The organism is Thalassococcus sp., from assembly GCF_982780845.1.
On sequence record NZ_CEYADA010000001.1, the window covers coordinates 17486 to 29410 of the forward strand.

Consider the following 11925-nt stretch of genomic DNA (forward strand, 5'->3'; position numbering starts at 1 on the left):
ATTTAGCGGGCCAGACCCATCGTCTGTTCCCGCAACTTTGCCACCAATTCACGCCCACCTTTGGCCAGCGCCTGAATATCGTCGGGCGACATCGGCTGACCCACAATCGGGGCTTGCGGTTTCCCGCAGGCCCGCATCACTTCGTGGATCAACAGGCCCTGCCGGATGGTCGGCGAAATCGTATTCGCCATCTGATACGCGCGCGAATTCTGACCGGTGAACCGGATAGGCACCACAGTCGCGCCAGATCGCTGGATCATCTTGGCTGTGAACGGGTTCCAATCGCGTTCAATCACCGGACCGAACATCGTGTCGGACGAGGCCACCACGCCGGACGGGAACAGAACGATCAAACCATCCTGTTTCAGATGATCCATCGCCCGCGCCCGCATCTCAAGGCTTTGTTCCCGCGCATTTTCTTCGTGGGGAAACGGCACGGGGATCATGAATTGCTCGATCTCGGAGATACCTGTCAGTAGCGACCGCGTCAGGATTTTATAATCGGTGCGGACGCGGCCAATCAATTCTGCCAGAACCATTCCGTCAACCAACCCGTGGGGATGGTTCGCAACGACAATGACGGGGCCGGATTTCGGAATATTGGCCAGCTCATGGTCGGGCGTCTCAACCGCGATGTTCATCAATCCCAGCGCCTGCGCCCAGAATTTCTGACCCTCGGCAGGCCCCATCCGTTCAAACCGGCGCACGAGCCGCAGCAACGGGATCTTGCCCGTCGCCCACTCCATCGCGCGGATGGTGTTGGCTTTCCATGGATTGGTGAATGTGTTCGCGTAGCTTAGGCGACGCTTGTCATAAGGCGCATTTTGCGTGGCGACCGTGACACCGACGCCTTCAGGCTCTGTCGTCCCGGTGTCACGCACGGTCATCCTGACGACCGATCAGCAGGGTTCGCCGAAGCGGTCGGCAATCAGTGTTTCGATGGCATCGGCCAACGGCTCTGCGTCGGCGCCACTGGTTTCCACATCAACCGACGTGCCACGCGAGGCAGCCAGCATCAGCAAGCCCATAATGCTGTCTCCGGACGCGCTCATACCGTCTTTGGAAACTTCGGCGCGGGCGTCAAAGCCTTCTACAACCTCGACCAGCTTGGCCGACGCACGGGCATGAAGACCTTTTTCGTTCACAATCTTATGGGTACGGCGGATAGAGTCAGTCATACAGGCACTTTTTCTTGTTATATCAGGCTGTTTTGGCGGCAGCGTCCGATCCGTCGTCGGACTTGATATTGACGCTGTCGATGTACTTCCGACCGGCTTCAAGCGCTTGCCGAACCGCATCTGGCACCGGAAGGTGCCGGCTTTTGGCAAGTTTGATCAACATGGGCAAATTGGCCCCGTATAGAATTCGGCGGTTGTCGGGCTGACAGGCCATCAGGCTCAGGTTCGATGGAGACCCGCCAAACATGTCTGTCACAACAACAACACCTTGCCCCTGATCTACGGCATCCGCCGCAAGACAGATTTCTTTTTGCTTGGTCGCACGATCACAGTCGGCCTCGATGGCGATCGATTGAATGCCCTGCTGCGTGCCTACGACATGCTCTACCGCCGCGAGGTATTCGCGCGCCAGACCACCGTGGGCCACAATAACAATACCAATCAAACCAGAGCGTCCTTTTGTTCAGTGGGTAGAGTGGACGACCTCCAATTCGCCCGCCTCTCGGCCTCCCTATGCCTAATTGACACCCGCCAGCCGGACTCCGCAAGAGCACGCGCAACGATTTCCGTCACGGCGACGGACCGGTGTTGCCCGCCGGTACACCCAAAGGCGACAGAAAAATGTGCTTTTCCCTCGTCGCGGTAGGCTGGCAGCAGGAATTTCAGCATTTCCACCACACGTGTGCGGAATTCGTCGAACCGCCCGTCTTTGGCGATGTAGTCCACGACCTCGCGGTCCAGCCCTGTCATATGGCGCAGCGCCGGGTCCCAGTGGGGATTCGTCAGAAAGCGGCAGTCAAAGACCATATCGGCCCCTTGGGGCAGCCCGCGCTTGTAGGAAAAGGAATGCAACGACACCGCCAGCCCCGCGCCCGCGCTCACATCAAAGCGGTCCTGCAGCGTATCGCGCAGGTCGTGCGGGCTAAGTTCGGTGGTGTCGATCAACGTGTCAGCTACATCGCGCACCGGTTCCAGCAAGGCCAGTTCCTGCTTGATGCCTTCGGAAGGCGAGGTATCGGGCGACAGCGGATGGCGACGGCGTGTTTCGGAATAGCGGCGCAACAGAACATTCTGCGCACAATCAAGGTAGATCAGCTCAAGCGACAGACCCGGATCACGCTTCAGCTTTTCGTAGAGCTCTAGCAAGGCCTGAACCGAAAAATCACGGTTCCGAACATCGATCCCCAAGGCCATCGGCTGTGACGCCACAAGACCGTCCAGAAGACGGGGCACAAGGCTTAGGGGGATATTGTCGATGGTCTCAAAGCCGATATCCTCGAGAACATGGATAGTCGTCGTCCGGCCAGCTCCGGATGGGCCGGTGACAAGAACCACACTCTGGGGCGCTGCGTTCAAGATGTTACTCCTTACGACCCAGCTTAAGATATTGCAGGATCGCGGCTGCAAAAGAGGGCTGCGCGGATTTGTGAACGACTGGAACCGTAACGTCCAGCAAAACCACGCTGCGATGCGGCGGCAATCGGTCGGTTTCGGTTTGGTTCATGTCCACGGCTAGCACGATTTGGGTGCTGTCGACGGTGACGGCGTTCAGAATACCGATACCACGCGCTTCTATCATACCATGCAAATTGGGTGCCGTCCGCGCAATCAGGCTTTGGTCGCGGGTTTCCAGAACCACACGATCATCGCTGACCAGATCGGCCCCATAGCCCATCAGTTCAAGCGCCAGTCCGGACTTGCCACTGCCTGACGGCCCCATAATCAAAACGCCGCGCCCGTTTAAGGACACGGCGGTTGCATGGATGATACTGGACCCTTTGTTCAGGGACATAACACTGCCCCCGACAGATCAGATCGGCAGACCAACAACAAAACGCGCACCCAGCGGTTCGGACGTCACGTCCGCTTCGGTCGGGCGGATGTTTTCCGCCCAGATCACGCCGCCATGGGCTTCGACGATCTGTTTCGAAATCGCCAGACCAAGGCCCGAGTTATTGCCAAAGTCGCCTTCGGGACGGTGCGAATAGAACCGTTTGAAGATCTTGGTCAGCGATTGTTCCGGAATGCCCGGACCTGTGTCTTCGACCACGACCAGCACGCGGTTATCACGGCGGCGGATCCAGACGCGGATCGCATCGCCGTCTTCGCAGAAACTGATCGCGTTGGTGATCAGGTTTACAAACACCTGCGCCAAACGCGCCTCAAGGCCGGTGATCGAAATCGGATGTGGCGGCAGGTCGGTGATGAATTCGATCCCTTTACGCTTGGCATCTTCACCAAGGTACTGGGACAGATTGTCGATCATTTCGAGCAGGTTGAACTCTTGCTCTTCTTCCTTGACCAGTTCGGAATCCAGACGCGACGCGTTCGAGATGTCGCTGACAAGACGGTCCAAACGGCGCACGTCGTGTTCGATCACATCCAGAAGCTTGCCGCGCTGTTCGTCCTTTTTGACGATCCGGAGCGACCCGATAGCGGAGCGAAGGCTGGCCAGCGGGTTCTTGATTTCGTGGGCCACGTCCGCAGCAAACTGTTCGTTGCTGTCGATCCGGTCGTAAAGCGCAGACACCATCCCACGCAAAGCGCCGGACAGTCGGCCGATTTCATCAGGGCGCGCTGTGAGGTCAGGAATACGGATACGGCCCGGTGCCACGTTGCGTTTGTTGCGATCGCGGCCAATCTCGGCAGCATCGGCCAGATCGGAAATCGGATTGGCGATGGTCGACGCCAGCACAAGGCTAAGCGCGATGGACACAAGCGTCGCCACCACAAACATCTGCAAGACGCGTTCGCGTTCCAGACGGACCACCGTGTCGATCTCGCTTGCGATGGTCACAAACCCTACGGTGCCCACGACCTTGCCGGCATGGCGGATCGGGGCGAGTGCGGTGAATTGCGTTTCGCCGTCTTCAGAATTGTCCTGAATGACGCGGGTCTGATTGACGTTGCCGTCTTCGATCAGACGACGCAGGCGGTCTTCTTCGTCAATGGGTTCATCGCCCGACAGAATGCTGAACAGTTCCGACACCGACCGCCAAAGCGTCATCAGGAAATCGGAAATCACCGTGGGCTTATCGCCCTGTTCGTCCTGAAGGATAGACTGGCTGGGCGTCATCGTCCCGGTGGTTTCACCGACCAGAAAATTCTGGTCGTCGAACACCAGAACCCGCGACCCCTGCCGCAGATCAAGATTGCCCAAAGTCATCTGAACATTGACCGCGCCTTCGTCCGCCAGCCTGACTTGGGCTTCCCCTTCAAGCTGGGCTTCGAACACGTCTGCGATCAGTTCGACCTCGGCCTCCATCGCCACAGCGCGCTGGATGGCCAGCGTGTCACGCGATGAGTTCAGGTACAGGATGCCCGCGACCAGAACATTCAGAGCGATCAGGTTGAACGTGATAATCTTGCGCGTCAAAGGCGAACGGTTGAGCGAGAAAAGGCCACGGCGCGCGCGGCTTTCCCTGAGCTCACGTTCGACTGTGGAATCCGGCGCGACCCAATCGTCACCCAGAACCACATCATCCTCCCGCTTTTCAGCGGGTGAAGAGTCGCGCATATCCATTCCTTCAGCCAGCGACATGGCTTATTCTTCGTTGTAGCGATACCCGATGCCGTACAGTGTTTCGATTGCCGAAAACTCGTCATCAACAGTACGCATCTTTTTCCGCAAACGCTTGATATGGCTATCGATTGTGCGGTCGTCGACATAAACCTGATCGTCGTAGGCCACATCCATCAGCTGGTCGCGGGACTTAACAAAACCGGGGCGCTGTGCCAGCGCCTGAAGCAGCAGGAATTCTGTCACGGTCAGCGACACGTCCTTGCCCTTCCATGTCACCGAATGGCGCAGCGGGTCCATCGACAGGCTACCGCGTACCATCAGCTTGGTTTCTTCGGTGTCACCCACGGTGTTGTTGGCAACCGCTTCCTGACGGCGCAGAAGCGCGCGGATGCGTTCGACCAACAGACGCTGCGAGAACGGTTTCTTGACGTAGTCATCCGCGCCCATACGCAGGCCCAGAACTTCGTCGATCTCGTCGTCTTTGGACGTCAGGAAGATGACCGGCATCTTCGATTTCTGACGGACACGCTGAAGCAAATCCATACCATCCATGCGCGGCATCTTGATGTCGAACACGGCCATGTCGGGCAGCTTTTTGTTGAACGCATCCAACGCTGCCTGACCATCGTTATATGTTTCTACCTCGAACCCTTCGGCTTCAAGAGTCATGGCGACTGACGTCAGAATATTCCTGTCGTCGTCCACCAGTGCGATCTTGGACATGGTGTTATCCTTGTACTGCTCACAATTTATATTTTGGTCATATTATGGGGGGAATTGGACGTTGCAGCAATTCCAAAGTGCGAATCACCTGTTGAAACAGGATGAACCAAGGTGCGATTTTTCTTGTGAATGGCGAAATTGCCGCACTGCCCTGCGACAGATCGGACATGATTGCGCTAAACTGACGATGGTTGCGCTAACGGCCTTGGAGGGGTCTGTTCACTTGTGAAATCATCGTGTTACAGGCCCCGCATCCGACGGCATGCAGGCCGTAGGAGCGCGAAGCTTTCGTGCAAACAGTGACCGCCGCACCCTTCGCGGCTACAGGAGCATAAGAAATGACATTTGGACGCGTAAATCCGCAGTTCCGCCTTGAAGACCAGGGAATTGAGGGTCTTGGGAATGTCTATTACAACCTCATGGAGCCCGCGCTGATCGAGGCTGCCCTTGAACGCAAAGAGGGCACTCTGGGCAAAGGTGGCGCATTCCTCGTGACAACCGGCGCCTTCACTGGCCGTTCCCCCAAAGACAAGCACGTCGTCAAAACCGACAGCGTTGCCGATAGCATCTGGTGGGACAACAACGCCGAAATGTCGTCCGAGGGCTTTGACGCGCTTTATGCCGACATGGTCGAGCATATGAAGGGCCGCGACCACTTTGTGCAGGATCTGGTTGGCGGTGCCGACCCGGCCCACGCCATCGACGTTCGCGTCGTGACAGAACTGGCATGGCACGGCCTGTTCATCCGCCACATGCTGCGCCGTCCTGACCGCGAAGACCTGAACAGCTTTGTTGCTGATTTCACCATCATCAACTGCCCGTCGTTCAAAGCGGACCCCGCCAAGCACGGCTGCCGTTCGGAAACAGTGATCGCTCTGAACTTCGACAAGAAGCTGATCCTGATCGCCAACACAGAATACGCCGGTGAAAACAAGAAATCCGTCTTCACCTTGCTGAACTACCTGCTGCCCGAAAAAGGCATCATGCCGATGCACTGCTCGGCCAACCACGCGGTGGGCAACCCCGTCGACACAGCCGTTTTCTTCGGCCTGTCCGGCACAGGCAAAACCACCCTGTCCGCTGACCCCGATCGCATCCTGATCGGCGACGACGAACACGGCTGGTCCGACCGTGGCACCTTCAACTTTGAAGGCGGCTGCTATGCGAAGACAATCAACCTGTCCCGCGAAGCCGAGCCCGAAATCTACGACACGACCGAAAAGTTCGGCACTGTCATTGAAAACATGGTCTTTGACCCTGAAACCAAAGACCTTGATTTCGAAGATGACAGCCTGACAGCCAACATGCGCTGCGCATACCCGCTGAACTACATCTCGAACGCGTCCAGCACCGCGCTGGGTGGCCACCCGAAGAACATCATTATGCTGACATGTGATGCCTTCGGTGTTCTGCCTCCGATCGCGCGTCTGACACCGGCGCAGGCGATGTACCACTTCCTGTCCGGCTTCACGTCGAAGGTTGCCGGAACAGAGCGTGGCGTGACCGAGCCCGAGCCCACATTCTCGACCTGCTTTGGCGCACCGTTCATGCCGCGTCGTCCGGAAGTCTACGGCAACCTGCTGCGCGAAAAGATCGCCAAGCACGGCGCAACTTGCTGGCTGGTGAACACCGGCTGGACCGGCGGCGCATACGGCACAGGTTCGCGTATGCCGATCAAGGCGACACGTTCCCTGCTGACAGCGGCCCTGTCCGGCAAGCTGACCGAGGCAGAGTTCCGCAAGGATCCGAACTTCGGCTTCGACGTACCCGTCGCTGTTGAGGGCGTTCCTCAGCTTCTGCTGGATCCGCGCAAGACGTGGGACGACAAAGCCGCCTATGACGCGCAGGCCGCGAAACTGGTTCAGATGTTTGCAGACAACTTCGAACAGTATGTTCCCTTCATCGACGAAGACGTGAAAGCCGTCGCAATCGGCTGAACCGACTGAAAACCATTCGAAAGGCGCGCGGATTTTCGCGCGCCTTTTCTTTTGCGCGGGCCACTGGTTGACACATCACGCCACCTGACCACCTTTGGCCTATGACTTCGCTTCGCCTTACCACCGGGTTTTGCCTGACCCTGACCGCGCCTGCCGCATGGGCCAGTGCGGAATACGATGCCTCTGCCCTCTGGCTGGAACAGGGCGTGTTCTGTGCCGTTCCGATCGTCGATGAAATGCCCGCCCCAGGTACCGCCGCTGGCAAGATCGAACTGTTCGAAGGCATCCCCGAGTTTCAGTGGATCACCAACGAAGTCCCCGCTGCCGAGAACATCAGTTTCGGCATCAAGACCGAGGCCTTGGACGGTCGTGTCTATGACAATGTCATCCTGACGCTGACCCACCCCGAATTTCGCGACAGCGGCATCAACGTTCAGCGGTACATTACATCACTGGGTGGCGACGGCACGTCGATCAACGCCTACAGCTTTGACACACTGGAAGAGATGGAGCCGGGCATCTGGACCTTTTCGGCCACCCGCGATGGCGAGTTGGTCTACCGCGCATCGTTCCGCGTGGTGCCCCCAGCCCTGTCGCCCGAGATTGCGGCGGCTTGCGGTGGGCTTCCGCTATCTTGAACGACGCCTTGATCAGAAGAACGCGCGGCGTAATAGGTTCAGGCCTGCGATAAACAGCACGAACAGCGTGGCCTTTTTGAACGCCGCCTGATCGATCCGGTCTTGCACCATGCCACCCAGCTTCATTCCCAGAACGGCAGGGATGATCATCGTCGCCGAGAATAAGCCCGTTGTCAGGTTCAGCACGCCAGACGAGATATGCGCAAAGGTCAGGGCAAAGGCCCCAAGGCCATAGATCACGCCCTGAACCCGCATCTGTTCGCGCTTTTCCGTCCCTAAGGCTGTCAGATACGCCACCGTGGGCGGCCCCCAGACACCAGACATGCCGCCGATAAAGCCCGCGAAGGCCGCAATCGCGACCTCAAGCTTACGACCTGCTTTGGTACCTTCGGGCAGCGTGCCTTTCCATCCGAGGATCTGGGCCAAGGCAAAGGCCGTGATCGGCACGCCGATGATGGCCAGCATAAGCGACACAGGGATCACTGTGACCAGTTGCGCCGACAACAGCAGCATCACCAGTCCCACCAAAAGGAAGATACGGAACCGTTTCACCGATTCCCAAGCCGCCGCCGGACCCTGCCGCAGCGACTGCATGCCGTTCGTTACAAAGGTGGGCAAAATCAGCGCAGCCAGCGCCAGTTCGGGGGCAATCACCGATCCCATGCCAGAAATCATGATCATCGGCATTGCGAATCCCACCACGCCCTTGACGATGCCCGCAAGCAAAGCAAGTCCTAGACAAATAACGAATTCGGTCGGCGTGATAAGCGTCAGAAGCTGTTCCATGATGTATGGATAGCACTGCTTGTCATGCTGCACCGCAAAAATCGAACGGGTAATAATTGAACAATTGGTCGCATCCATTGGCATTATTGTTGCGCTGCAACTGCGAAAAGACTATATCCCGTTTATCGAAAAAGAGGATATGATTCATGGCGCATGACGGACAGGATCTGACGCTGAATGGTAGCACCGTGCTGCCCGATTTGCTGACACTGACCAAGGCTGCGGTCGCTCCGGCGGAAGCGGTCCTGGAAACAGCAAAAGCGCGCGTTCGCGACTTGGTTTCCAAAGACGGCCGCGTTTCCGCGCGTCTGGTCGAAGACAATCAGACAGCCGCACATGGCATCGCATGGCTCGCGACTTACGTTGAATCCCTGCGCCAGATGCAGAACTGGGCCGAAAAGCTTCAGGGTGAAGACAACTTTGGTGACGTTGAACAGCTGATCCACCAGATCGCCTTTGGTGAATACCTTGCGCAGATCGCAGGCGGCATCCAGATGAACCAGGGCGAAATCGTTCGCCTGAACGATCTGGGCCTTTCGGTTGACGATCAATCCCCACTGCAGAACGACGCGGTTCAGACGCTGATCCAGACCGGCAACACACAAGATGCGCGCACGCGCCTTGTACAGCTGATGCAGGAACGCGCAGCGGAAACCACTGTGGGTAAAACAGGCCTTGATGAAGAGCTTGAGATGATCCGCGAACAGTTCCGTCGCTACGCGGTCGAAAAGGTCGAACCCTTTGCGCACGAATGGCACCTGAAAGACGAACTGATCCCGCTTGAGGTCATCGACGAACTGGCGGAAATGGGCGTCTTCGGCCTGACCATCCCCGAGGAATACGGCGGCTTCGGTCTGTCCAAAGCATCTATGTGCGTCGTCTCGGAAGAACTGTCGCGCGGCTATATCGGCGTGGGTTCTTTGGGCACACGTTCGGAGATCGCGGCTGAACTGATCATCGCGGGCGGCACGGAAGAGCAGAAGCAGAAATGGCTTCCGCAACTGGCCAGCGCCGAAACCCTGCCGACGGCTGTTTTCACAGAGCCGAACACAGGCTCTGACCTTGGCAGCCTGCGCACCCGCGCGGTTAAGGATGAAAACGGCGACTACAAGATTACCGGCAACAAGACATGGATCACCCACGCGGCGCGGACCCATGTTATGACGCTGCTGGCACGGACCGATCCGGAGACATCCGATTACAAAGGTCTGTCCATGTTCCTAGCTGAAAAGACGCCGGGCACAGACGAAAACCCGTTCCCGACCGAAGGCATGACCGGCGGCGAGATCGAGGTTCTGGGCTACCGCGGCATGAAGGAATACGAACTGGGCTTCGACAACTTCCATGTGAAGGGAGAAAACCTGCTGGGTGGTGAAGAAGGCAAAGGCTTTAAACAGCTGATGGAAACCTTCGAATCCGCACGTATCCAGACAGCTGCACGCGCCATCGGTGTTGCACAGTCCGCAATGGACGTGTCGATCAAATACGCCGAAGACCGCAAACAGTTCGGCAAGTCGCTGATCGAATTCCCGCGCGTGTCGTCCAAACTGGCGATGATGGCGGTGGAAATCATGATCGCGCGTCAGCTGACCTACTTCTCGGCCTTTGAAAAGGACGAAGGTCGCCGCTGTGACGTCGAGGCTGGCATGGCGAAGCTGCTGGGTGCCCGTGTGGCGTGGGCCTGTGCCGACAACGGCCTGCAAATCCACGGCGGCAACGGCTTTGCGCTGGAATACACCATCAGCCGCATCCTGTGTGACGCACGTATCCTGAACATCTTTGAAGGTGCGGCGGAAATTCAGGCTCAGGTCATCGCGCGCCGCGTGCTGGCAAGCTCGAACTGATACGGTTTACACTGTTCTGAAAAAGAAACGCGCCCAACCCGGGCGCGTTTTTCTTTTTGGGGTGATCAGTCTGCCGGACAGGCCGCACCCGTATCAATCCACGCCTGCACTATCTCGCCGAACGCCTCTTGACTGCCCGGCGCGCGTTCGCGCCCCGGACCGGGGTGCCAGCCCCAACCAACCAGACCATCCTCGGCCATATGTTCATGGATCGCAGCAAGGTCGCGGCCGCCGTTGCGTTCGGGATCTTTCAACTGGGTACAGATGTCAGCACCACTTAGCCCGACCCAGCCCATGGATTGGGGCGCAAGGTGCCACGGCTCATGCCCCGGAATGGACCCGTCGCCCGTAACGAACGCGACATTCTCGGTCCCATGACAGGTGCTGCACATCATCCCCTCAGCGCCAAAGCCCGCGTCGCCGCGCACCACGGGTGGCATGTGCGGACGCATGTCATCGCCCTGTGTCGGCTTGTCGCCCACCGGATGGCAGTTCAGGCAACGGGGATGTTCGATCACCTTCAGCATCTCTTCGAACAGCGCGACCGAGCGTTCGGTTTCATCCGGGATACGGTCAAACGATCCGACAGGTTGCAGGTCTTCGGCAGAAACCGAGCCGGCCCATAGGCACGCAACCGCGATGGAAACAGAGACCCGCATACCCCTACCCCTCAAGCGATTTGGCGGCGGCATGGATGGCCTTCCGGATACGCAAATAGGTCGCACAGCGGCACAGGTTCCCTGCCATGGCGCGGTCGATATCTTCGTCCGTGGGCGTCGGGTTCAGGCGCAAAAGTGCGGTCGCGCTCATGATCTGGCCGGACTGGCACCACCCGCACTGTGGCACGGCGATATCCACCCATGCCTCTTGCACGGCTTGCGCTTCGGGCCCTTCGACCGCTTCGATGGTTTCAATGTCGGCCCCCTCAACGCTTCCCAAAGGCGTGACACACGACCGGCGTGGCGATCCGTCAACCATCACGGTGCAGGCCCCGCATTGCGCGACACCACACCCGAATTTGGTGCCGGTCATATTCAGCCCATCGCGCAAAGCCCAAAGCAAGGGCGTGTCATCCGTCATATCGACGGTCACATCCTGCCCATTTACCGTAAAAGTCGCCATACGCCCCCCGGACTGCGTCTGTTGATCACATAAAGCCGCAGCGTGACCAATCAACTGGTTCGGAAATACTATCCCCTTGGAACTTTGCTGCCAGCGTTTCGTTGGGTCACATCGAAATGCACACAAAACCCCGAACAAGGGCAAGGACCCGCGCAGATCGCATTTATGTGCGTG

General features: G+C 58.1%; 13 protein-coding genes. 3 read left to right on the forward strand and 10 right to left on the reverse strand.

What is annotated here, in order from left to right:
• Positions 1 to 2 precede the first annotated feature (2 nt).
• Genes AC4FIA_RS00085 through AC4FIA_RS00115 form a run of 7 tightly spaced genes read right to left on the reverse strand, consistent with a single transcriptional unit; the run spans position 3 to position 5424 of the window.
• Positions 3 to 887: a lysophospholipid acyltransferase family protein gene (locus AC4FIA_RS00085; RefSeq protein ID WP_490364230.1), complete on the reverse strand. Its 885-nt coding sequence runs from the start codon at positions 885 to 887 to the stop codon at positions 3 to 5.
• Positions 888 to 899: 12 nt separating this feature from the next.
• The gene (locus AC4FIA_RS00090) at positions 900 to 1178 is read right to left on the reverse strand and encodes an HPr family phosphocarrier protein (protein WP_103910374.1); all 279 of its coding nucleotides are present in this window, start codon (positions 1176 to 1178) and stop codon (positions 900 to 902) included.
• A gap of 22 nt (positions 1179 to 1200) precedes the next feature.
• Positions 1201 to 1623 (reverse strand): PTS sugar transporter subunit IIA, encoded by a 423-nt coding sequence (locus AC4FIA_RS00095; protein WP_103910375.1) that lies wholly within the window; start codon positions 1621 to 1623, stop codon positions 1201 to 1203.
• The gene (gene rapZ / locus AC4FIA_RS00100) at positions 1620 to 2534 is read right to left on the reverse strand and encodes an RNase adapter RapZ (protein ID WP_490364231.1); all 915 of its coding nucleotides are present in this window, start codon (positions 2532 to 2534) and stop codon (positions 1620 to 1622) included. The genes AC4FIA_RS00095 and rapZ overlap by 4 nt, the downstream gene beginning before the upstream one ends.
• 4 nt (positions 2535 to 2538) lie before the next feature.
• The gene (locus tag AC4FIA_RS00105; RefSeq protein ID WP_490364232.1) at positions 2539 to 2970 is read right to left on the reverse strand and encodes an HPr kinase/phosphorylase; all 432 of its coding nucleotides are present in this window, start codon (positions 2968 to 2970) and stop codon (positions 2539 to 2541) included.
• 18 nt (positions 2971 to 2988) lie between these two features.
• Entirely contained in the window at positions 2989 to 4719 is a 1731-nt protein-coding gene (locus AC4FIA_RS00110) for a sensor histidine kinase (protein ID WP_490364233.1), read from the reverse strand.
• 3 nt (positions 4720 to 4722) lie between these two features.
• A complete protein-coding gene (locus AC4FIA_RS00115; protein ID WP_103910378.1) occupies positions 4723 to 5424 on the reverse strand; it encodes a response regulator transcription factor in 702 nt (233 codons plus the stop codon).
• Positions 5425 to 5762: 338 nt separating this feature from the next.
• On the opposite strand from AC4FIA_RS00115, the gene AC4FIA_RS00120 reads away from it, so the two are divergent.
• Both AC4FIA_RS00120 and AC4FIA_RS00125 read left to right on the forward strand, forming a co-directional pair.
• Complete coding sequence (locus tag AC4FIA_RS00120; protein ID WP_490364234.1) at positions 5763 to 7361, forward strand: phosphoenolpyruvate carboxykinase; 1599 nt, start codon at positions 5763 to 5765, stop codon at positions 7359 to 7361.
• Between the two features lie 101 nt (positions 7362 to 7462).
• On the forward strand, positions 7463 to 7999 hold the full coding sequence (locus tag AC4FIA_RS00125; RefSeq protein ID WP_490364235.1) for a DUF3859 domain-containing protein: 537 nt from the start codon (positions 7463 to 7465) through the stop codon (positions 7997 to 7999).
• A 12-nt stretch (positions 8000 to 8011) separates the two neighbouring features.
• On the opposite strand, the gene AC4FIA_RS00130 is transcribed toward AC4FIA_RS00125, so the two are convergent.
• Positions 8012 to 8785 carry a sulfite exporter TauE/SafE family protein gene (locus tag AC4FIA_RS00130; RefSeq protein WP_103910381.1) on the reverse strand — a complete coding sequence of 258 codons (774 nt, stop codon included), beginning with the start codon at positions 8783 to 8785 and terminating at the stop codon, positions 8012 to 8014.
• Between the two features lie 146 nt (positions 8786 to 8931).
• On the opposite strand from AC4FIA_RS00130, the gene AC4FIA_RS00135 reads away from it, so the two are divergent.
• The gene (locus tag AC4FIA_RS00135; protein WP_490364236.1) at positions 8932 to 10629 is read left to right on the forward strand and encodes an acyl-CoA dehydrogenase family protein; all 1698 of its coding nucleotides are present in this window, start codon (positions 8932 to 8934) and stop codon (positions 10627 to 10629) included.
• Positions 10630 to 10694: 65 nt separating this feature from the next.
• Here the strand turns inward: AC4FIA_RS00135 and AC4FIA_RS00140 are convergent, their stop codons facing one another.
• On the reverse strand, positions 10695 to 11288 hold the full coding sequence (locus AC4FIA_RS00140) for an Isoquinoline 1-oxidoreductase subunit (RefSeq protein ID WP_490364237.1): 594 nt from the start codon (positions 11286 to 11288) through the stop codon (positions 10695 to 10697).
• Between the two features lie 4 nt (positions 11289 to 11292).
• On the reverse strand, positions 11293 to 11751 hold the full coding sequence (locus tag AC4FIA_RS00145; protein WP_490364238.1) for a (2Fe-2S)-binding protein: 459 nt from the start codon (positions 11749 to 11751) through the stop codon (positions 11293 to 11295).
• Positions 11752 to 11925 lie beyond the last annotated feature (174 nt).